A 20,100-nucleotide genomic window follows, 5' to 3' on the forward strand; every position below is an offset into this window, starting at 1 on the left:
TTCAGACGGCCTTTGTCGTCATCAATCCACAATCCTTTTGCCCAAAATCACCAAGTCTGCCAACATGGTTTCCAAATCGCAGACTTGCGGCAGCCGCCCCCATTCTTCAAAACCGAAACGGTGAAACAGGTTCAGGCTCGGATAGTTGTGGCCGAACACAAGCGCGATGACGTTGTGGATGTCTAAGGACGGCGCGCGTTCGAGCATGTGCCGCAACAGAATTTTGCCCACGCCCGCGCCGCGCATATCGTGGCGGACATAAATGCTGACTTCCGCACTGATGTGGTAGGCGTAGCGCGGATGGTAGTCGCTGAAACTGCCCCAGGCCAATACGGTGCCGTCGGTATCGTAAAGGGCGTAGATCGGGCGTTTGTCCGTGTGTGCGGCAAACCACATTTCACGCTCGGCAACCGTGGTCGGCGACAAATCGGCAGTGGATTGGCGCGTGGCCACGGTGCTGTTGTAAATATCGACGATGGCGGGCAAGTCTTGGCGCAGGGCAGGGCGGATGGTGTATTGCATTTCAGACGGCCTGTTATTGAATCAGTTTGGAGATAGTCTTAAAGGCCGAATGTTTGGCATCGCCGAGCAGTTGGAACAAAATACTTTCAACATTGGAAACGGTAATGCCCTGACGGCTCAGTTGCGCCAAACCATTGTCGCGGTTGGCCGTTGTGCGCGAGGCGGTGCATTCAAAAGGCAGGGATACGGCGTAACCTTGCGCTTTCAAATCCAAGGCCGTCTGAAGCATACAGATATGCGCTTCCGCACCCACCAAAATAACGTTTTTAATGTCGTTTTTGCGTAATATTTCCTGAATTTCAGGTAAAAACGCCGAAAATCGGGTTTTCTCGACAACAGGCGTGCCTTCAGGCAACAGCAGCGATACGGCGGATACGGTGTTGCCCAAACCTTTCGGATATTGTTCGGTTACGGCAAAGGATACGTCTAAAGCCGTCAAACCTTGAATCAGCAGGCGGCAGCGTTTCACCATTTCATCCGCGCCGGAAAGGGCGGGCAGCAGGCGTTCTTGAATATCGACAATCAGACAAAGCGTATTTTTGGGGTTCATGGCTTTTCCTTTCAGACTGCCTTGACAGCAAAATCGTTGAATCAGAATGCAATCATATAACAAGCCGCTGGAAAAGTATTGCAGCTTGCCCTGTTTTAAAGCCCGAAATTCTTTTAAAATACCGCCTGATTTGAATTGATAGAGACCGACAACATGAATTTATACCAAACCGTCGAACGTGAAGCCCAAGCAGCCTTTGCCGCTGCCGGTTTGTCCGACAGCCCCGTTGTATTGCAGGCGGCGAAAAATCCCGACTTTGGCGATTTCCAAATCAACGGCGTGATGGGTGCGGCGAAAAAAGCCAAACAAAATCCGCGCGAATTGGCGCAAAAAGTGGCCGAAGCATTGGCCGACAATGCCGTGATTGAAAGCGCGGAAGTAGCCGGCCCTGGCTTTATCAACCTGCGCCTGCGTCCTGATTTCCTCGCCCAAAACATTCAGACGGCCTTGAACGACGCGCATTTCGGCGTAGCAAAAACCGCCCAACCGCAAACCGTCGTTATCGACTATTCTTCGCCTAATCTGGCCAAAGAAATGCACGTCGGCCACCTGCGTTCCAGCATCATCGGCGACAGCATTTCGCGCGTGTTGGAATTTATGGGCAACACCGTTATCCGTCAAAACCACGTCGGCGACTGGGGTACGCAGTTTGGCATGTTGGTCGCTTATTTGGTCGAGCAGCAGAAAGACAATGCCGCATTTGAACTGGCGGACTTGGAGCAGTTTTACCGCGCCGCCAAAGTGCGCTTTGACGAAGATGCCGCCTTTGCCGACACCGCGCGCGAATACGTTGTGAAGCTGCAAGGCGGCGATGAAACCGTATTGGCGTTGTGGAAACAGTTTGTCGATATTTCGCTCTCGCACGCCCAAGCCGTTTACGACACGCTGGGCTTGAAACTGCGTCCTGAAGATGTGGCGGGCGAATCGAAGTACAACGATGATTTGCAACCCGTAGTCGATGATTTGGTCGAAAAAGGTCTGGCAGTCGAAGATGATGGCGCAAAAGTCGTGTTCTTGGACGAGTTCAAAAACAAAGACGGCGAACCTGCCGCATTTATCGTACAAAAACAAGGCGGCGGCTTCCTTTATGCTTCCACCGACTTGGCGTGTTTGCGCTACCGTGTCGGCACGCTTCATGCCGACCGCCTGCTGTACGTCGTCGACCACCGCCAAGCCCTGCACTTCGAACAACTTTTCACCACTTCCCGCAAAGCAGGCTATCTGCCTGAAGATGCAAAAGCCGAGTTTATCGGCTTCGGCACGATGATGGGCAAAGACGGCAAACCGTTCAAAACGCGCAGCGGCGATACCGTAAAACTGGTTGACCTGCTGACCGAAGCCGTCGAGCGCGCCACCGCTTTGGTGAAAGAGAAAAATCCTGAATTGGGTGCAGACGAAGCCGCCAAAATCGGTAAAACCGTCGGCATCGGCGCGGTCAAATACGCCGATTTGAGCAAAAACCGCACCAGCGATTATGTGTTCGACTGGGACGCCATGCTTTCGTTTGAAGGCAACACCGCCCCCTACCTGCAATACGCCTACACCCGCGTGCAAAGCGTGTTCCGCAAAGCCGGCGAATGGGACGCGACCGCGCCAACCGTTTTGACCGAACCGCTGGAAAAACAGCTTGCCGCCGAGCTGCTGAAATTTGAAGACGTACTGCAAAGCGTGGCGGACACGGCATATCCGCACTACCTCGCCGCCTACCTCTACCAAATCGCCACTTTGTTCAGCCGCTTCTACGAAGCCTGCCCAATCCTGAAATCAGAAGGCGCAACCCGCAACAGCCGCCTGCAACTGGCGAAGCTGACCGGCGATACGCTGAAACAAGGCTTGGAGTTGTTGGGTATTGATGTATTGGATGTCATGTAAGTTTTTGAATAAAAACGATGAAAGGCCGTCTGAAACGTTGCAGGTTGCAAGGTTTCAGACGGCCTTTTTTTATGCTTTGAAAAATATTGTGATGCCGTTGATTTTGAGCCTAAGCGGTTTTGAATTTGCTCAGGTAATGCGTTCAGACGGCCTTGTCTTTATTTCAAATTGCTTGCCAACAACCAAGCCTGTGCTTCGGTGGCATCGCTGAAATATTTTGGGTGTTGGTTGGTCAATAGGCTGGAAAGGCGCGCGCCGAGTTTGATCCAAATGTCGTCGGTAATGACGGCAACGCGGCCGAAGTCGGTTTCGTGTTGGTTGAGGAATTTGATTTGCTCGACCGCCATATCGATGGTGAAGTCTTTCAGCATGGATAAATCTAACAGGATGTCGGGCAGATGAACTTTTTGTTTCGCGGCCAACAAGGCTTCTTCCAATTGGCGGAAATCGTCCAAAGTGAACTCGTTGTACAGCGCTACGTTTAAGCCGTAAGATTGTTCGCGGATGGAAATCATGGTGTTCTCCTTGTTAAATTATTGCTTCATCAGAAATTTTTTGATTGAGGCCGGAGTAAAACTGCTGAACACGCCGCCTGCAACAATGATAACCATGCCGACAGCTTCCTGCCAAGTGATTTTATCGCCGAAAAGCAGTACGCCGGACAGGGCGGAGAAAACGACGGTCAGGTAGGAAAGCGAGGCAACGGTAAATTTCTTGCCGACCTTGTAGGCGCGGGTCATGGCCAGTTGGGCAATCATGGCGGAGATGCCGATGCCGGCCAGATAGGGCAGGGAAGACACGGTCAGCGGATGCCAGCCGGTAAAGCAGCTCCAAATGGCGGACATAATCAGGCCGGTAAGCGACAGATAAAACACCACGCGCCAGCCCGGTTCGCCCAAAAGCGAGAGTTCGCGCACTTGCAAATACGCCCAGCCTGACATGGCGCCGCCTGCCAAACTGACCAGTGCGGCAAATTCCTGTCCGCCTTGAAAAGATGGATTGAGCAACAGGATAACGCCGATAAAGCCCATAACCAGAATGGCTTGGGTATAAAGCGTAATTCGTTCTTTTAAAATGAAAAATGAAAAGATGGCAAGCCAGATGGAGGAGGTGTAGTTGAGCGTGACGCCTGTTGCCAGCGGCAGATGTATGACGGAATAAAGCGTGCACATCATGGCAAGCGTGCCGATGACGCTGCGGTTGAGATGGGTTTTCCAATGCGGCGTGGAAAATGTGTTGCCTTGCACTTTGGCCATGATGCCTAAGAACAGGGTGGAGACCAGCATGCGCCAAAAGACCAGCTCGCCGCTGGAAAAGCCGAAATGTGTAGAGGCGGCTTTGACGGAGAGGTTCATGACGGTAAAGCCGAGCGTGGCAATAACCACCCATGCCGAGCCGAGCGGATCTTTTCTGATGGTTTCCATTTGATGGGTATGTAAAGCGATTTTATTAATAAGAAAATATTATACAGGTCAATCAGGCCGTCTGAAAAATATCGTTGGGTTTCAGACGGCCTTTTTATTAGGAAATGAGAATTGTTATGGAATAATAAAGCGGGTTTTTATAGAATGGAAGCCCTATTTTAAGAAAGGCTTGTCATGAAAGTATCTAATATTCCTGCTGTATTGCTGTCTGCTTTGTTTTCCATTGCCGTTTCTGCCGCGCCTTTGGGAGAGGTTTCTTCCGAAAACGGTAAAATTTTCAGCGGCGAAAATTACATTGTTGTTAAGAAAGACATGAAGAAAGGGGAGCAGATTAAACCGCACGATCATCCGGGTTTTAAAACGCTGATTTTTGCCGTTGGAAAAGGAAGCTTTGACGTGACGTTGAATCAGACTGAAAAGCATACGGTCGGCGCAGGCTCGGTGTTGAGGTTTGGCGGCGATGCAGTGATTGAGGCAGTTGCAACCAAAGATGCGGATGTGGCAATTACTTTGATTAAGTAAACCGATAGATGATAAAAGGCCGTCTGAAAAATAATGTTTCAGACGGCCTTGTTTATTCATCCAACCGTTGCTATTAAGCGCAAATCAAATAGATGAAGCCGGAGCCGAAGATATCTGCCAAGGCGTGAACCAGGAAAAACGGCAACAGGTTTTTGACTTTGTATTTGTAGAAGAAGTAGTACATCAAGCCGAAAACAACGCCGATAACGGTCGCCCAAAGCATGCCTTGGTAAGTATGGAAGGAGACGCGCACCAAGATCGAATAGGCCAATGCCTGCCATTTGTATTTGTCTTCCACGCAGGTCAAAAGACCGAGGAAACAGAATTCTTCATAAAAGCCGTTTAAAAGGCCGTAGAGGATGGCCATCGGCGCAAGGGCGGCGAATTTGTCGAAGATGGATAATGGCTTGATGTATTGGAAAATTTCAGTGGTGAAGTAATTGTAGCCGCCGCTTAACGAAGTCACCGCATCGGCGGTCAGACCCATCAGGATAAAAATTACAGGCGTCCAAAACAATACGCCTAAATTAAAGCGAATCGGCAACTGTTTGAAGTCGAAACGGCGGATAACGAGGTAAACCAGAGCAATAGCAAGCAGCGTCAGCTGCAGGCTCATGTTTTCCGAATAAGCCACGCCGGTTACCGCAGTATCGCGCACTTCTTCGGTAGCAGCGGCTGTTTCCACTTGCGGCATCAGGCTGGCGATATAAAGTTGGGTAGAACGGTAGGCAAATTGACCGAACAGGATGGCGGTCACAATCAGCATGTCAAACCAGCGCAGATGGCGCAAAGGCTCTTTAGGGCGGATGGCGGCGAGTATGCTCATATTCTCCTCGTTACTCTAATAAATAGCGGTGCGCAATAGTTACATAAATATACAAAAATCGTCAACAATTATCACAATAAAACATAAATTAAAAATCATACCGTTTCAGACGGCCTGAAGCGCTTCTAAAAATGCCATATTTCCGAAGGGTTTATCTTCAAAAATATGGCATAATCACTTTATTGCAAAACAAGGAATCTTATCGTGAGTATTTCTCTGTCCCAATATCTGCTTTACCTGCAATATATGTTGGCAGGTGTTGCCATGACTGTAGTTTTCGGTGCCGTATATCTGCGGATTACCCCTGCCGAAGAATTGCGCCTGATTAAAAACGGCAACCTTGCCTGCGCCTTGTCGTTTGGCGGCGCATTGGTCGGTTTCTGTCTGACGCTTGCCTCAAGCATTGCCCACAGTATCAGCTTCATCGATTTTATCCTGTGGGGACTTGCCGCAGCAGTGATTCAGATTTTTGTCTATTTCGCTGCAACAATGATGATTAAAGGCGCTACCGCAGAACTTATCGGCAACAATGTCGCCGTCGGCGCGTTGTTTGGTGCAGTGTCCATCTCGATCGGCATTTTGAACGCTGCTTGCTTGACTTGAATACCCATACCTTGAATTTTGTATCCCGATTTATTTTATAAGGAACTGAAATGTTCAATTTTATCAAGAAACAGTTTATCGACGTCATTCAATGGCCGAATCCCGACGACAGCCTGCTGATGTGGCGTTTTCCAATTGCCGATGAGGAAATCCAAAACGGTGCGAGCCTGACTGTGCGTGAGGCGCAGATGGTGATGTTTGTCGATGAAGGCGTAACCGCCGACGTGTTTGGTCCGGGGCGTTACACACTCAATACGCAAACGTTGCCTGTGCTGACCAACTTGAAAAACTGGGACAAGCTTTTTGAATCCCCTTTTAAATCGGATGTTTACTTTTTCAATACCAAACAACAGCTCGCACGAAAATGGGGTACGTCCCAACCTGCTACCGTACGTGATGCCGAGTTTGGCGCGGTGCAACTGCGTTCGTTCGGTATGTATTCTTACCGCATCAGCGATCCGGCAAAATTCTTCAAAGAAGTCAGCGGCGTGGCGGCGCAATACAGCGGTGTAGACTTGGAAAACCAGCTGCGCAATATTGCAGTCACCCAATTGGCGGCCGCGTTTGGCAGCTCCGGTATTCCATTCTTGGATATGGCGGCGAACCAAGTTTTGCTGTCGCAAAAAATCGGCGAATTGCTCGGTGCGGAATTTGCCAAGCTGGGTTTGGCGCTGGAAAACTTCACTGTTGAAAGCATTACCTTGCCCGCGTCTATTCAGGCTGCGTTGGATAAGAAAATTTCGATGGGCGTTATCGGCGATTTGGGACGCTACACCCAATATCAAACTGCCGAATCCATCCCGCTTGCGGCTCAAAATGAAGGCGGACTTGCCGGAATCGGTGCAGGTTTGGGCGTAGGTGCCGGTATTGGTCAGGCGATGGCGGGAGCCATGTCTGGCATGATGCAGCCGAATACGCAACAGGCTCAGCAAAATGTTCAGCCGGCTGCCGAAGATCCGCAGGCGAAATTGGTGAAACTCAAGTCTTTGCTGGATGGCGGTTTGATTTCGCAAGAAGATTTCGATAAAGCCAAGGCTGAAGTGTTGAAACAGTTGATTGGTTAATCAATTGAAGGCCGTCTGAAAAATATCATTCAAAGAAGCGTTGAGCTGCTTCTGTGAAAAGATTTCAGACGGCCTTTTGAATCATTTGATTGAGTCTATTCGGCGATTTGGTTTGTTTCTAATCTGAAATCATTGATAAAACCAGTTGATATAAACGTTAAGGCCGTCTGAAACATTCCAACCCATTCTGAAAAAGCAAATCCATGTCTCAAACTCCTTTCTTCAAAACCGACTGCCCAAGCTGCGGCGCACCTGTCGAAGCGCATTCTGCTTCTGCTGTGACGCTGGTGTGCGGCTATTGCAACAGCATGCTGGTGCGGCAAGATAACGGCGTTGTCGATTCCGGCCGCGATTCCGCATTGCTGGAAGATTTTAGTCCGTTGCAAATCGGAACCAGCGGCACATTTGTCGCTCAACGCTTTACCTTGGTCGGGCGGCTTCAGGTGCAATACGACGATGGCGCGTGGAATGAATGGTATGCGCTATTTGACGACGGCAGGGCAGGTTGGCTTTCTGAGGCGGGCGATTTATATGTGATGACCATGCCGGTCGAAATCGATAATCCGCCGAAATTTGAAGACACACGAGCCGGATTTAGCGAGCTGACTTTTCAAGATAAGCGCTATATTGCCTCCGATGTCCGCAAAATCAGCTTGAAACGCGCGGCTGCGCAGGGCGAATTGCCGTTTGTTTTGAAAGAGGATACAGAAAATCGGGTTTCCGACTGGCGTTGCGAAAACCTTTTCATCACGCTCGATTACAACAATAAAACACCCGAAGCCTTCTTCGGGCGCATGGTAAACCTAGATGATTTGAAGCTGGAAAACACGCGCCACGAAGATGAAATTAAAGAAAGTGCAGGCCGTCTGAAAGGCAGTATTACTTCAGAAAACTGTCCTAACTGCGGCTCATCCATTCATTGGGTGAACGGTCTGACTTCCCATCTGAACTGTCAAAGTTGCGGCAGCGAATTGGCAGTCGGCAAAGATAAAGCGGAGCTTATTACCGCCAATAATCTGCGTTTGTCGCAAAATACGATGTTTACTTTGCCTGTCGGCTCGACAGGCCGTCTGAAAAAACGCGAATTTTACGTTATGGGAGCGATCAGATACGCCGAAACTGACGCACAGGAAACGTTCGACAACCTGTTCAACGGAGCCAACCGCGTGCTCATACCCGAAGGCCAATGGTCGGAATATCTGCTTTACAACCCAACTCAGGGTTTCTTATGGCTGGTTGAAGCTGATGAAGGTTGGAATATTTCTGAAACCTTGAACGATTGGCCGCGCCTCGACCGAAACCGCCAACCGCAAGGCTATGGCAAACTTTATGACTATGGAGGCAGGGTAGAAGTCGCTGCCGGCGCCTTCTATTGGCGTGTCCGAAGCGGTGATTTGAACTATTACAGCGATTACCGAGACGGACAAAGCCGTAAGCTTGGTTCCGAACTAAACAGTCGCGAAATGGCATGGAGTAGAAGTACCCCCATTGCTTATCGGGAAATTGCAGATGCGTTTAATCTGACCAGCCGCGCACCGCATTACACTGCAAACATGGCGGCAGACGGTATTGATAAATCATTAAGAATCATAATGACCGCCATCTTGGTTGTCGTCAACCTCCCTGCGCTTCTGACCGGTGACAGCTCTACTGCACTTACCGTCATCTTTATAGGATGCTGGTTGTTGTGGACTATGGGTAAAAAAGACGAGGACGAGGATTAACATGTCGAGAATCACTTACATCATTTTCAGCACCATCATCATCGTCATCTCCATGATCATTAGCTACGGCTCTTCCGACTCCGACGGCTCGCGTATGCACTCCGGCGGTTATTACGGCGGCAGGGGTTATTCCGGAGGCCATAAATGACCCATGCCCCCGGTAACCATGGCCTATTAGACTTATACGGCTGCGATGAAGCCATCTTAAAAGATGAAGGCCGTCTGAAAACCGCTTTGGTAGCTGCCGCACAGGCTGCAGAAGCCACCATATTGAATGAACATTTCCACACATTCAGCGGCGCAGGCGGCGTAACCGGCGTTTTACTGCTCGCCGAGTCCCACATCAGTATCCACACTTGGCCGGAACACCATTTCGCCGCTATAGACGCATTTATTTGCGGCGGTATGAAATTGGAAAAAGTGAAGGAAATCTTGCGCAGGGAATTGGCGGCAGAAAGGGCTGTTTGGACGGTTGCGCGACGTGGCGAAGGTATACTGGACGATATACAACCATCGGTTGAACAATAAAATCTATAAGGCCGTCTGAAAAAATCGGCTGATAGCAAATTAGATAACAAATTTTGTATAAAAAGGCTTTTAAACAAAATGCTTAAAATAAAAGATTGGAAGAGAAACAGAAGTTTGCTATTGGTTATTTACTTGCTTGCAGGTTTGTTTTTGCTTGTGGTGGAAAGTGCCGAAGCAAAAAAATTAACACACGAGCGTACCGAGTATTGTCGTAATCAAGTTTATGTCAGTAATAACCAAGGCACATCCCTACAAGTTCAGCCAGGCGATAAGGCATCTTCAATCGCTCAATTGCACTATATGCAATATCTTTGTGTTATCGGTAATGACAGCAAAAATACTGAAAAAGGATACTCTTGGATAAAAGTAAAAAAGTACCTTTGGTAATCAAAGAAAACCAAATCAGTTGCCATGATATGAGCCTACCTGACAACTGCACCAAACCTACCGATTTCCCAACAGAATGGAAAATCAAACCGCCTAAAGGCAAAAAATGCCGTCTTTCCACTCATGTTGATGATGAAGGTCAGTTGCTTATTTTCGCAAAAGGCGTTTGCCCGACTGGATGAGTAAAAGAGAGAGATGTACAATTTTTTGCTGATTAATAAACTTGGCTTTTGTTAAAGAAAACAAGTTCATCGTATGGCATAACACTCAAAAAACAATATAAAGTATTCTTTATTAAAAGACAGGCCGTCTGAAAGCATATTCAATCCGTTTTCAGACGGCCTTAAACCTTGTACTGATTAAACTGAAATATTGACGCTATATGGAAAAACGCCTTTTTTTAAAACCGATTGCCCAAGCTGTGGTGCGTCTGTGGAGGCGTACTCCGCTACTGCCGTGACGCTGGTGTGTGGCCATTGCCGCAGTATGCTGGTTGCTAGAAGCGGTAAGGGGAGGAGCGGATATTTTGTTGCCAATGCAGGGCGTGATTCTGCGTTGCTGGAAGATTTCAGTCCGTTACAGATTGGAACGAGAGGCGTTTTTGATGATCGGAAATTTACGCTGATTGGGCGATTGCAGGTGCATTACGATGTCGGCACATGGAATGAATGGTATGTCTTGTTTGATGACGGGCAGACCGGCTGGCTTTCCGAGGTTGGCAATTTATATGCGATGACTTGTTTGCTGGCTCAGAAGAGGAGACGGGGGCCGAAAAATTTTAAGTCGGTGAAAGCCGGTTCCAGTTCGTTGATCTTTAATGGCCAAACCTTTATTGCGTCAGACGTCCGCACCATACATTACTGTAATACCGATGCGCAAGGCGAGTTGCCGTTCAATTTATCTGGGAATCAAGCGACAGGCGAGGTTTGCGACTGGCGACAGGGCAATTTGTTTTTGACCTTGGATTATTCGGCTTTTCCAATGGACTCCTACTTCGGACGCATAGTCAGTTTGGACAGTTTGAAGCTGGAAAATAAGCGCAGTGATGATGAAATCCGTGAAAGTGCAGGCCGTCTGAAAGGAGAGATTCTTTCTGAAAACTGCCCTCATTGCGGCGCTCCTGTTCATTGGCCAGGTGGTGTTACTTCTTTCCTTTTATGTCAGTCTTGCGGCAGTAGTTTGAACACGACAAAAGATACTGTTGCGTTGATGGAGGCAAATGCCCAAAGGAAAGAACAAGAAAACCTGTTCACACTTTCCATAGGTACGAAAGGCCGTCTGAACGATACAGAATATCTGATTATCGGGGCTGTAAGATTTGCCGAAATACCGTCTTATAACCAAAATCAGTCTGAATACTGGACGGAATATCTGCTTTATAACACGCAGCAAGGGTTTGCCTGGCTAATTGAGTCTGGAAAACGCTGGCGGTTGTCAGAAACCTTACACACATGGCCGGACTTTGATTCAAGTGGCAATCCTGCCGGTGAAATGTTGATTGATTATTACCGTGGGCAGGTCGAGGCAGCGGCTGATGCGTTTTATTGGAAAGTCAAACAAGGCGATTTGCTTCATTACAAGGAATATAGCGGCAAGAAAAGTTATGGCCGGAATGTCATTCTGTGTTCTGAGCAGAGCAAGGATGAAATAGTCTGGAGTAAAAGCAGTCCTGTGTCTTACCGTCAAATGAGAAAGGCATTCGGCCTGTCTTTTGATACTAAGAAGATGCTCTCTTACTGGCTGAAGGGCGACAATAGAAATGTTGGGAGCAGAGATAATGTAGCCCGTATCATTGCTATGCTGATTCTTATCATCGTCAACCTTCCGGCCTGGCTGTCGCCGCATCTACGTAGCCCTGTCGGTATAGCGGTCAGTCTGTGTGTGTTGGTATGGATATGGATTTCTGACAGATATAAAAATGATCGTGATTACGAAGAAGAACGGGTAGGGACGATTATTTTCTTTGCTTTCATCATTTTTCTTACCGTCTTGTTCAACTATGTCCAAGCGGAAGATAGCGACTCATCGCATTCCGGCAGCTCCTATCATGGTTATTCGGCAGGGCATAAATAACGCGAGACCTGCTTAACCTCGTTGTACCGTTTTATTTTTATTTTTTCAGACAACCTTTTTATAAAACATGCTAACTCGCCGTCAATTTTTCAGCTATACCGCCGCGCTTGGCGCTGCCTCTGCTTTCTCTTGGCAGACTTATAAATACCTCAACCGCAAACCTCCGGTTTCTATTAACCGTGTCGGCTTGCCGTTGGGGCATTTGTTGCGCGACGGAGAATTGATCAATCAGCCGACCCGTCGTTATGAATGCAATACCTTGATACTCGGTGGCGGTGCGGCTGGTTTGGGGGCGTTGTGGTATTTGGCGAAGCATAATCACCGCGATGTATTGTTGGCAGAAGGGTTTGAACGCAATGGCAACAATGCCGCCTATACGTCTTCAGACGGCCTGAAAGCGCCGAGCGGTGCGCATTATTTGGCTTTGCCGTCGAAAGAAAGCGTGTATGTGCGCGAGATGCTGGCAGATTTCGGTATTTTGCAGCCGGATGGCAGCTTTAGGGAAACCGATTTGGTCTATGCGCCCGAATCGCGTCTCTTATATCAGGATAAATGGGTGGAACATTTATTTCCGAAAGAAGATGCTGATTCTAAACGGTTTTTTGATTTGATAGGCCGTCTGAAACAGGCTTACGGCGATGACGGTAAGAAAATTTTTGCCATTCCGATTGCGCTGTCATCGGCAGATGAGACATGGCGCAAACTCGATAATCTGACGTTCAAACAATGGCTTGAGCAAGAAGGTTATAACTCGCCCGAGCTTTTATGGTATCTCGATTATTGTTGCCGCGACGATTACGGACAAGGCATTGGGCAAGTTTCTGCCTTTGCCGGACTGCATTATTTTGCCGCCCGCAACAGCGCGGAAACCGTCCTCACTTGGCCCGAAGGTTTGGCACATCTTTCTGAAAACCTGCGCCGTCATGCCGGTTTGCAGGAAGGCTGGCAATGGCCGTCTGAAAGCAGTATTCGTTTGGAAAAGCCTGCTTCGGTTAATGCTTCCGCCGTCAAAATCAAACCGCTTTCAGACGGCCGGATTGAAGTGTGGCTGCGTGATAATGCAAAAGAGGAAACCGTTGCCGTCACCGCGCAACACGTTATCTCCGCCATGCCGCTGATGGTTGCCGCCCGCATTATTGAATCTCCTGAACAATTTGGTCTGGACATCCCAGAATACGCACCATGGCTGGTTTCCAATTTTGAACTGCACAGCTTCCCGAAAGAAAAAAACAACAGCGAACTTGCGTGGGACAATGTGGTTTACGGCAGTCAAGGGCTGGGCTATGTTGTTGCGACCAACCAGCTTATCCGGGTTGCCCGTCCTGAACGCACGATTTTTACCGCCTACGCCGCGCTCAACCACGATACGCCACAAGCCGTCCGCCGCCAGCTGCTTGAAGCAAGCGACGAAGAGCTGCTCCAGCTTGCCGCCCAAGATCTGCTTACCGCTTACGGCGAAGGCTTTTGGCGGCACGTTTCCCGTGTTGACATTACCGTTCGGGGGCATGGCATGAGCGTACCGAAATCCGGCTATTTAAGCGATGAGGCTTTATTAAAAATCAGGAAACGAAATGCTGGATTATTGTTTGCACACAGTGACTTAAGCAGCTATTCGGTATTTGAAGAGGCTTTGTATTGGGGTGTGGAAGCGGCACGGAAAGTGTTGGCTTAATTGATATAAAAAGGCCGTCTGAAATCATATTCAGACGGCCTTTTCTCTTTTAACTTAATAACAACCTGATTAGGCTTTTGGTTTTAAAGCGGCAGCTTCGCGAGCCAGACGGGTGATGGTGTCCCAGTCTTTGTTTTTGATGGCTTCTTTCGGAGTCAGCCATGAGCCGCCGACGCACAAGACATTAGGCAGTGCCAAATACTCGGGTGCAGTTGCCAGGCTGATGCCGCCGGTCGGACAGAAGCGAACATCGGCGTAAGGGCCGTACAGGGCTTTGAGCATGGCTTTGCCGCCAACGACTTCGGCAGGGAAGAGTTTGAGTGTGTCGATGCCGTGTTCCAAAGCCAGTTGGACTTCGCCCGGAGTGGCAACGCCGGGAATCAGAGGAATACCGCTGTTGTGGCTGGCTTTGGCGAGAGATTCGTGCAAACCCGGGCTGATGGCGAAAACCGCACCTGCATCTTCGACGGCTTTGAGCTGTTCGGGATTGGTTACCGTACCTGCGCCGACGATGGCGTTGGGCACTTCTTTGGCAATCAGGCGGATGGCGTCGAGGCCGACAGGGGTGCGCAGGGTGATTTCGAGGGTGGGAATGCCGCCTTCGACAAGGGCATGGGATAAATCGACGGCAGTGCTCAAGTCGTCAATCGCCATTACCGGCACAACTGCGCCGGCGGTCAGGATTTCGCGTGGGGTCAGTTTGGACATTTTAGGTCTCCGTTGGGGACTGTATCGTAATAGGGTCGTTAACATGGTTTCAGACGGCCTGTTTGTTTTAAAAGGCCGTCTGAAAAGGTTTAGGCAAATTCGCCGCCGAAGCTCATGGCGCCGGTTTCTGCGCTGCTGGTCATGCTGCGGAAGTTGGCGAAGAGTTCGCGGCCGCAACCTTGTTGGTTCGCGCTCAAGTCGATGCGTTCGACTTCGCGGGCGTTCCATTCGGCTTCGTTGATCAGGACGTTGAGTTCGCCGGTAACGGAGTCGAAGCGGATCAAGTCGCCGGTACGGATTTTGGCGATATTGCCGCCCATCAGGGCTTCAGGCGTCATGTGGATGGAGGCCGGAACTTTGCCGGATGCGCCGGACATACGGCCGTCGGTCAGCAGTGCCACTTTAAAGCCGCGGTCTTGCAGGATGCCCAAAGGCGGGGTCAGTTTGTGCAACTCGGGTATACCGTTGGCGCGCGGGCCTTGGTAGCGGACAACGCAGACAAAATCGCGTTCCAACTCGCCGCGTTCAAATGCCGCCAACACTTCGCGTTGGTCGTTGAACACGATGGCAGGCGCTTCGATGATGCGGCAGCCTTCGCGCACGGCAGATACTTTAATCACGCCGCGCCCGATGTTGCCTTTCATCAGGCGCAGACCGCCGTCTGGGGAGAACGGGTTGTCGGCTTTGCGCAGGATGTCTTCATTGCCGCTGGTTTCGGGGGCTTCGCGCCATTCGAGTTTGCCATCAATGAGGAAAGGCTCTTTGGTGTAGTGGCGCATACCGTGTCCGACGACGGTATCGACATCGTCGTGCAACAGGCCTGCGTCCAGCAATTCGCGGATAACGAAAGGCAGGCCGCCTGCTGCGGTGAAGTGGTTCACGTCGGCTTTGCCGTTGGGGTACACGCGGATGAGCAGCGGGATGATGGAGGAAATTTCGTCAAAGTCGTCCCAGTTCAAAATTACGCCTGCGGCACGCGCCATAGCAACGAGGTGCATAGTGTGGTTGGTCGAACCGCCGGTCGCCATCAGGCCGATCAGGGCGTTGATGAAGGATTTTTCGGTCAACATTTCGCCCAATGGTTTGATGGTACCATTTTTGATGCCGCGTGCGAGGTGTCCGGCTGCGTAGCGGGTCAGGGCTTCGCGCAGGTCGGTGTATGGGTGGACAAAGGCGGCGGCAGGTAGGTGCACGCCCATCATTTCCATCATCATTTGGTTGGAGTTGGCAGTGCCGTAGAAGGTACAAGTACCCGGGCTGTGGTAAGAACCCATTTCGCTTTCAAGCAAGGCATCGCGGCCGACTTTGCCTTCGGCGAAAAGTTGGCGGGTACGGGCCTTTTCTTTATTGCCGATACCGCTGGACATCGGGCCTGCCGGAACGAAGATGCCTGGAATATGACCGAAAGACAAAGCGCCGATCATCAAGCCGGGAACGATTTTGTCGCACACACCCATAAACAGGCTGCCGTCAAACATTTGATGAGACAGACCGACAGCGGTACTCATGGCAATCACGTCACGGGAGAACAGCGACAATTCCATACCGGCATAGCCTTGCGTGATGCCGTCGCACATCGCGGGCGTACCGCCGGCAACTTGCGCGGTCGCGCCGTTTTTCTGTGCTTCGTCTTTAATTTGGTCGGGGAAATCTTTAAACGGCTGGTGTGCGGAAACCATGTCGTTGTAGGCGGTGATGATGCCTAAGTTGGGAACGGTGTCCTGAAGCATTTCGATTTTGATGCTTTTGGGCATGGCGGCGTAGCCGTGCGCCAAGTTGCTGCAACCGAGCTGGTTGCGCTCCAGCCGTCCCATTTGTTTGGCGCTGCGGATTTTCGCCAGATATTTTTCACGCGTCGGGCGGCTGCGCTCGATGATGCGCTCGGTAATCTCGGCGAGTTTAGGGTGAATAGGAGTGGGGTTCATGTGCTGTCTCCTGGCAAAACGATATGATAGGGATTTTGTTTGCGCGTTTCTGATTTTTGTATTGGGTGTTTTTCAGACGGCCTGGAGCTGTGGGAATAAATAATGAGTGCCGTCTGAAATGTTGAAGATTTCTCTTCGAAGTGTCTGCGTATTATAGTACAAATTCTGTAATTTTGTTACAGAATAATTCGCTAAGTGGAAGAAATTTGATTTAAATCGAGGTATGGTCAATTTGTAAAATGGCAGGCTGCAAAAGTCATCAAACTTTTATGTTAAATCAAGCAATTTGTAAAAATGAGAATGGACAAAATCTGTAGTCATGTGTAGTATTACTACTCACTAGCCCGCTTGTTTGAAATTTTGGTGCGGGCGATTGGTTTTTTACTGCTTATTGCTTAAAGGCTTTTGATTTTAATTGATTTTTATGGATGACGACAGTCCAAAAGTTTTGAAGCAAGCTTCCTCAACGAGAGATGAAACGATGAGTACACAGACAAATTTTGATTTGGTGTTGTTTGGCGCGACCGGCGATTTGGCAATGCGTAAACTTTTGCCTTGCCTGTATCAGGCGCATGTAGCCGGTTTGCTTCATCCCGAAGGTCGTATTTTGGGTGTAAGCCGCAGCGAATTGGATACCGCCGGCTTTTTGTCTAAAGTGGAAACGAATTCTAAAATCCATGTCAAACAAAACTTCTCAGATGAAGCGTGGGCGTCGTTTATCCAACGTATCGAGTATTTAAAAGTCGATGTCACAGAGAAAGGCGATTTCATTGCCTTGGGCGACTTGGTAAAAGCACGCAAGAATACTGAAAATGTCGCGATCTATCTCTCAACTGCGCCGAAATTCTTTGCGCAAGCCTGTGAAAACCTTGCCGAAATCGGTTTGAATGCCGATAACGTGCGCGTGGTTTTGGAAAAACCGTTGGGTACGGACTTGGCCTCCTCCCAGCAAATCAATACAGATGTGGCCCGTTATTTCAAAGAAGAGCAAATCTACCGTATCGACCATTATCTGGGTAAAGAAAGCCTGCAAAACCTGCTGGCCTTGCGTTTTGCCAATGTGATGTTCGAGCCTTTGTGGAACAACAAATATATTGAAAGCGTACAGCTGACCATCGCCGAGCAGTTGGGCGTGGAAGAACGCGGCGAGTTTTACGACATTACCGGCGCGTTGCGCGATATGGTGCAAAACCACTTGATGCAAATGCTTTGTATGACTGCGATGGAAGCACCGGCGAGCTTGGATGCCGATGCCGTACGCGACGAGAAAGTGAAAGTCATCAAATCGCTGAAACCGCTGACCATCGAATCCGTCAACGAAAATGTTATTCGCGGTCAATATGTTGCAGCAAACGGCATGAACGGCTATCTGGAAGAAGTCAACGTTCCGCAAGATAGCTTTACTGAAACCTATGTCGCCATCAAAGCCGAAATCGAAAATGAGCGTTGGAAAGGCGTACCTTTCTACCTGCGTACCGGCAAACGCATGGCAGGCAAAGTGGCGGAAATCGTGTTGAATTTCCGTCCGCTGCAAAACCATATTTTTGACAACAGCCAACCTGCGCCGAATCGTTTGGTTATTGAACTACAACCGACCGAATCCGTCCGCCTTTACACCCAAGTGAAAACCCCGGGTGCAGGCAACAAAGTTGAAGTTACGCCGATTGGCGTGGACTTGGGTACAGCCGTAGAGGGCCGCCGCGCCGAGGCTTATGAGCGTCTGCTGCTGGATGTGATTAACGGCAAACTCGCTTTGTTCAACCGTCGTGACGAACTCGAAGCCGCTTGGGAATATGTGATGCCGATTTTGGAAAACTGGGCGAACAATACAACGCCTCCACATGCTTACGAAGCCCATTCTTGGGGTCCTGAAGCTGCACGCGCGCTGTTGGCCCGTGACGGCAACAAGTGGCACGAAGAGCAATAATATTTCTTTCAGACGGCCTTGTTTTCCAACAAAAGGCCGTCTGAAACCATGAAAGGACGAAACATGTTTGTTTGGCACGAACAAGAAAACGCTGCAACTGCCGCGCAAGCTCTTGCCGATGCTGTTGCCGCCGCATTGCAAGCTACGTTGAATGAGAAAGGCCATGCGGTTTTGGCTGTTTCCGGTGGCCGTTCACCGATTGCGTTTTTCGAGGCTTTGTCGCAAAAAGATTTAAATTGGCAAAATGTCGGCATTACTTTGGTGGACGAGCGTATCGTTCCGACCACGCATGCCGACAGCAATACAGGCTTGGTACGCGAATATCTGCTCAAAAATAACGCGGCCGTTGCCACATGGATTCCTGTTGTTGAAGACGGAAAGTCTGAAACTGAATTACAACCTGAAGTTGTCGTTGCTTACGCATTGAAATATTATAAGCAACCTGACGTGCTGGTGTTGGGCATGGGCGGAGACGGGCATACGGCGTCGTTGTTCCCTCAAGCGCCTCAATTACAGGCCGCAATCAATGAAGCTAATGATCCAACATTGATTCATACTACGCCGGTTACCGCACCGCATGAGCGTGTGAGCATGACTTTGGGTGCGATTGCCAAAACGCCGAATGTATTTTTGGCTATTCAAGGCGCAGAGAAAAAAGCGGTATTCGATAAGGCTGCTGCAAGGGCTGACACCGAATATCCGACCAGTCTGATTCTCAATCACCAAGGAATTAACTGCCATGTCTACTATGCACATTGAGGCTTATCCTCGTTTGATCGCCGATATCGGCGGTACGAATGCCCGTTTTGCACTTGAAACTGCACCACAGGTCATTGAAAAGGCTGAAGTCTTGCCTTGTAAGGATTACGTCACCATCGTCGATGCCGTCAAAACTTATTTGGAACGCGCAGGCAGACCGAAAGTTTTGCACGCTGCCTTTGCGATTGCCAATCCGATTTTGGGCGACTGGGTGCAGATGACCAACCACCACTGGGCATTCTCCATCGAAACCACCCGTCAGGCTTTGGGTTTTGAAACGTTGATTCTGTTGAACGACTTTACCGCCCAAGCTTTGGCGGTAACACAAACCGATAAGAAAGACTTGATACAAATCGGCGGTCAAAAACCAATCGAATTTGCGCCTAAAGCCGTTATCGGCCCGGGTACCGGTTTGGGTGTCAGCGGTTTGGTGCACAGCGCTGCCGGCTGGGTAGCGTTGGCAGGCGAGGGCGGTCATACCAGCTTCCCGCCGTTTGACGATATGGAAGTGTTGATTTGGCAATACGCTAAAAACAAATACGGTCATGTTTCTGCCGAGCGTTTCTTGAGCGGCTCAGGCTTAAGCCTAATTTATGAAGCATTGGCCAAACGCGACAACATCAAACAATGCCGTCTGAAGCCCTCTGAAATTACCGATAAGACATTGAGCGGAACATCGCCGATTTGCCGTCAGACTTTGGATATTTTCTGCGCCATGTTGGGTACGGTCGCTTCCAATTTGGCTTTGACCTTGGGCGCGCGCGGCGGCGTGTATTTGTGCGGCGGGATTATCCCGCGCGTGTTGGATTACTTTAAAACGTCTCCATTCCGAAGCCGCTTTGAAAACAAAGGCCGCTTTGAAGCTTATCTTGCCGCCATTCCCGTGTATGTCGTATTGAGCGAATTTCCGGGCATCGTCGGCGCGACGGTGGCATTAGACAATCATTTAAATAACGTTTAAACACACAAACGGCGGTGCAGGGCAGGGTACGAAAATGTATCTTGTCCTGAACG

At 49.6% G+C, this 20,100-nt stretch carries 21 protein-coding genes; 14 read left to right on the forward strand and 7 right to left on the reverse strand.

The window, feature by feature from the left end; translation table 11 throughout:
- Positions 1–21: 21 nt before the first annotated feature.
- Both ACTHTQ_RS03965 and ACTHTQ_RS03970 read right to left on the reverse strand, forming a co-directional pair.
- Positions 22–522 carry an N-acetyltransferase family protein gene (locus tag ACTHTQ_RS03965; protein WP_440363158.1) on the reverse strand — a complete coding sequence of 167 codons (501 nt, stop codon included), beginning with the start codon at positions 520–522 and terminating at the stop codon, positions 22–24.
- A 13-nt stretch (positions 523–535) separates the two neighbouring features.
- Positions 536–1,072 carry an isochorismatase family protein gene (locus ACTHTQ_RS03970; RefSeq protein ID WP_250590383.1) on the reverse strand — a complete coding sequence of 179 codons (537 nt, stop codon included), beginning with the start codon at positions 1,070–1,072 and terminating at the stop codon, positions 536–538.
- A 153-nt stretch (positions 1,073–1,225) separates the two neighbouring features.
- Between ACTHTQ_RS03970 and argS the strand changes: the two genes are divergently transcribed.
- Positions 1,226–2,944: an arginine--tRNA ligase gene (argS, locus tag ACTHTQ_RS03975; protein WP_314052158.1), complete on the forward strand. Its 1,719-nt coding sequence runs from the start codon at positions 1,226–1,228 to the stop codon at positions 2,942–2,944.
- Between the two features lie 158 nt (positions 2,945–3,102).
- On the opposite strand, the gene ACTHTQ_RS03980 is transcribed toward argS, so the two are convergent.
- Both ACTHTQ_RS03980 and ACTHTQ_RS03985 read right to left on the reverse strand, forming a co-directional pair.
- The gene (locus tag ACTHTQ_RS03980; protein WP_003686136.1) at positions 3,103–3,459 is read right to left on the reverse strand and encodes an STAS/SEC14 domain-containing protein; all 357 of its coding nucleotides are present in this window, start codon (positions 3,457–3,459) and stop codon (positions 3,103–3,105) included.
- Positions 3,460–3,477: 18 nt separating this feature from the next.
- Entirely contained in the window at positions 3,478–4,368 is an 891-nt protein-coding gene (locus ACTHTQ_RS03985) for a DMT family transporter (RefSeq protein ID WP_440363159.1), read from the reverse strand.
- A gap of 174 nt (positions 4,369–4,542) precedes the next feature.
- Between ACTHTQ_RS03985 and ACTHTQ_RS03990 the strand changes: the two genes are divergently transcribed.
- A complete protein-coding gene (locus ACTHTQ_RS03990; RefSeq protein WP_283121146.1) occupies positions 4,543–4,890 on the forward strand; it encodes a hypothetical protein in 348 nt (115 codons plus the stop codon).
- Positions 4,891–4,963: 73 nt separating this feature from the next.
- Here the strand turns inward: ACTHTQ_RS03990 and ACTHTQ_RS03995 are convergent, their stop codons facing one another.
- The gene (locus ACTHTQ_RS03995; RefSeq protein WP_283121145.1) at positions 4,964–5,716 is read right to left on the reverse strand and encodes a CPBP family glutamic-type intramembrane protease; all 753 of its coding nucleotides are present in this window, start codon (positions 5,714–5,716) and stop codon (positions 4,964–4,966) included.
- A gap of 204 nt (positions 5,717–5,920) precedes the next feature.
- Between ACTHTQ_RS03995 and ACTHTQ_RS04000 the strand changes: the two genes are divergently transcribed.
- The 9 genes from ACTHTQ_RS04000 (at position 5,921) to ACTHTQ_RS04040 (ending at position 13,767) form a co-directional block, all read left to right on the forward strand.
- Positions 5,921–6,319 carry a DUF350 domain-containing protein gene (locus tag ACTHTQ_RS04000; RefSeq protein WP_208648077.1) on the forward strand — a complete coding sequence of 133 codons (399 nt, stop codon included), beginning with the start codon at positions 5,921–5,923 and terminating at the stop codon, positions 6,317–6,319.
- A 50-nt stretch (positions 6,320–6,369) separates the two neighbouring features.
- Positions 6,370–7,383 (forward strand): SPFH domain-containing protein, encoded by a 1,014-nt coding sequence (locus tag ACTHTQ_RS04005; RefSeq protein WP_440363160.1) that lies wholly within the window; start codon positions 6,370–6,372, stop codon positions 7,381–7,383.
- Between the two features lie 203 nt (positions 7,384–7,586).
- Positions 7,587–9,107 carry a DUF4178 domain-containing protein gene (locus ACTHTQ_RS04010; protein WP_440363161.1) on the forward strand — a complete coding sequence of 507 codons (1,521 nt, stop codon included), beginning with the start codon at positions 7,587–7,589 and terminating at the stop codon, positions 9,105–9,107.
- A 1-nt stretch (position 9,108) separates the two neighbouring features.
- Positions 9,109–9,255, forward strand: coding sequence for a hypothetical protein (locus tag ACTHTQ_RS04015; protein ID WP_168164757.1), 147 nt, complete (start codon positions 9,109–9,111; stop codon positions 9,253–9,255).
- Positions 9,252–9,635 carry an adenosylmethionine decarboxylase gene (speD, locus tag ACTHTQ_RS04020; protein WP_440363162.1) on the forward strand — a complete coding sequence of 128 codons (384 nt, stop codon included), beginning with the start codon at positions 9,252–9,254 and terminating at the stop codon, positions 9,633–9,635. The genes ACTHTQ_RS04015 and speD overlap by 4 nt, the downstream gene beginning before the upstream one ends.
- A 78-nt stretch (positions 9,636–9,713) precedes the next feature.
- Positions 9,714–10,022 carry a hypothetical protein gene (locus ACTHTQ_RS04025; RefSeq protein ID WP_283119001.1) on the forward strand — a complete coding sequence of 103 codons (309 nt, stop codon included), beginning with the start codon at positions 9,714–9,716 and terminating at the stop codon, positions 10,020–10,022.
- On the forward strand, positions 9,992–10,204 hold the full coding sequence (locus tag ACTHTQ_RS04030; RefSeq protein WP_283119002.1) for a hypothetical protein: 213 nt from the start codon (positions 9,992–9,994) through the stop codon (positions 10,202–10,204). The genes ACTHTQ_RS04025 and ACTHTQ_RS04030 overlap by 31 nt, the downstream gene beginning before the upstream one ends.
- Before the next feature lie 304 nt (positions 10,205–10,508).
- Positions 10,509–12,095, forward strand: a complete 1,587-nt coding sequence (locus ACTHTQ_RS04035) for a DUF4178 domain-containing protein (RefSeq protein ID WP_440363163.1) — start codon at positions 10,509–10,511, stop codon at positions 12,093–12,095.
- Between the two features lie 67 nt (positions 12,096–12,162).
- Positions 12,163–13,767, forward strand: a complete 1,605-nt coding sequence (locus tag ACTHTQ_RS04040) for an NAD(P)-binding protein (protein ID WP_440363164.1) — start codon at positions 12,163–12,165, stop codon at positions 13,765–13,767.
- A 69-nt stretch (positions 13,768–13,836) separates the two neighbouring features.
- Here the strand turns inward: ACTHTQ_RS04040 and ACTHTQ_RS04045 are convergent, their stop codons facing one another.
- Complete coding sequence (locus ACTHTQ_RS04045) at positions 13,837–14,475, reverse strand: bifunctional 4-hydroxy-2-oxoglutarate aldolase/2-dehydro-3-deoxy-phosphogluconate aldolase (RefSeq protein ID WP_003745733.1); 639 nt, start codon at positions 14,473–14,475, stop codon at positions 13,837–13,839.
- A gap of 89 nt (positions 14,476–14,564) precedes the next feature.
- On the reverse strand, positions 14,565–16,400 hold the full coding sequence (edd, locus tag ACTHTQ_RS04050) for a phosphogluconate dehydratase (protein ID WP_440363165.1): 1,836 nt from the start codon (positions 16,398–16,400) through the stop codon (positions 14,565–14,567).
- 481 nt (positions 16,401–16,881) lie between these two features.
- On the opposite strand from edd, the gene zwf reads away from it, so the two are divergent.
- The 3 genes from zwf (at position 16,882) to ACTHTQ_RS04065 (ending at position 20,047) form a co-directional block, all read left to right on the forward strand.
- Entirely contained in the window at positions 16,882–18,327 is a 1,446-nt protein-coding gene (gene zwf / locus ACTHTQ_RS04055) for a glucose-6-phosphate dehydrogenase (protein WP_440363166.1), read from the forward strand.
- A 63-nt stretch (positions 18,328–18,390) separates the two neighbouring features.
- Complete coding sequence (pgl, locus tag ACTHTQ_RS04060) at positions 18,391–19,086, forward strand: 6-phosphogluconolactonase (protein WP_250601710.1); 696 nt, start codon at positions 18,391–18,393, stop codon at positions 19,084–19,086.
- Positions 19,067–20,047 carry a glucokinase gene (locus ACTHTQ_RS04065; protein ID WP_070632210.1) on the forward strand — a complete coding sequence of 327 codons (981 nt, stop codon included), beginning with the start codon at positions 19,067–19,069 and terminating at the stop codon, positions 20,045–20,047. The genes pgl and ACTHTQ_RS04065 overlap by 20 nt, the downstream gene beginning before the upstream one ends.
- Positions 20,048–20,100: the final 53 nt, after the last annotated feature.

The sequence above is a fragment of the Neisseria sp. P0020.S003 genome, from assembly GCF_051957095.1.
In the GTDB taxonomy this organism is placed as follows: Bacteria; Pseudomonadota; Gammaproteobacteria; order Burkholderiales; family Neisseriaceae; genus Neisseria; species Neisseria subflava.

Coding starts and splice junctions, on each gene's coding strand:
- speD (WP_440363162.1), top strand. CDS start 9,252: ATGACCCATGCCCCCGGTAACCATGGCCTATTAGACTTATACGGCTGC.
- ACTHTQ_RS04015 (WP_168164757.1), top strand. CDS start 9,109: ATGTCGAGAATCACTTACATCATTTTCAGCACCATCATCATCGTCATC.
- ACTHTQ_RS04005 (WP_440363160.1), top strand. CDS start 6,370: ATGTTCAATTTTATCAAGAAACAGTTTATCGACGTCATTCAATGGCCG.
- ACTHTQ_RS03985 (WP_440363159.1), bottom strand. CDS start 4,368: ATGGAAACCATCAGAAAAGATCCGCTCGGCTCGGCATGGGTGGTTATT.
- edd (WP_440363165.1), bottom strand. CDS start 16,400: ATGAACCCCACTCCTATTCACCCTAAACTCGCCGAGATTACCGAGCGC.
- ACTHTQ_RS03980 (WP_003686136.1), bottom strand. CDS start 3,459: ATGATTTCCATCCGCGAACAATCTTACGGCTTAAACGTAGCGCTGTAC.
- ACTHTQ_RS04045 (WP_003745733.1), bottom strand. CDS start 14,475: ATGTCCAAACTGACCCCACGCGAAATCCTGACCGCCGGCGCAGTTGTG.
- ACTHTQ_RS03970 (WP_250590383.1), bottom strand. CDS start 1,072: ATGAACCCCAAAAATACGCTTTGTCTGATTGTCGATATTCAAGAACGC.
- ACTHTQ_RS04040 (WP_440363164.1), top strand. CDS start 12,163: ATGCTAACTCGCCGTCAATTTTTCAGCTATACCGCCGCGCTTGGCGCT.
- ACTHTQ_RS04010 (WP_440363161.1), top strand. CDS start 7,587: ATGTCTCAAACTCCTTTCTTCAAAACCGACTGCCCAAGCTGCGGCGCA.
- pgl (WP_250601710.1), top strand. CDS start 18,391: ATGTTTGTTTGGCACGAACAAGAAAACGCTGCAACTGCCGCGCAAGCT.
- ACTHTQ_RS04025 (WP_283119001.1), top strand. CDS start 9,714: ATGCTTAAAATAAAAGATTGGAAGAGAAACAGAAGTTTGCTATTGGTT.
- ACTHTQ_RS04065 (WP_070632210.1), top strand. CDS start 19,067: ATGTCTACTATGCACATTGAGGCTTATCCTCGTTTGATCGCCGATATC.
- ACTHTQ_RS03965 (WP_440363158.1), bottom strand. CDS start 522: ATGCAATACACCATCCGCCCTGCCCTGCGCCAAGACTTGCCCGCCATC.
- ACTHTQ_RS03995 (WP_283121145.1), bottom strand. CDS start 5,716: ATGAGCATACTCGCCGCCATCCGCCCTAAAGAGCCTTTGCGCCATCTG.
- ACTHTQ_RS03990 (WP_283121146.1), top strand. CDS start 4,543: ATGAAAGTATCTAATATTCCTGCTGTATTGCTGTCTGCTTTGTTTTCC.
- argS (WP_314052158.1), top strand. CDS start 1,226: ATGAATTTATACCAAACCGTCGAACGTGAAGCCCAAGCAGCCTTTGCC.
- ACTHTQ_RS04035 (WP_440363163.1), top strand. CDS start 10,509: ATGCTGGTTGCTAGAAGCGGTAAGGGGAGGAGCGGATATTTTGTTGCC.
- zwf (WP_440363166.1), top strand. CDS start 16,882: ATGAGTACACAGACAAATTTTGATTTGGTGTTGTTTGGCGCGACCGGC.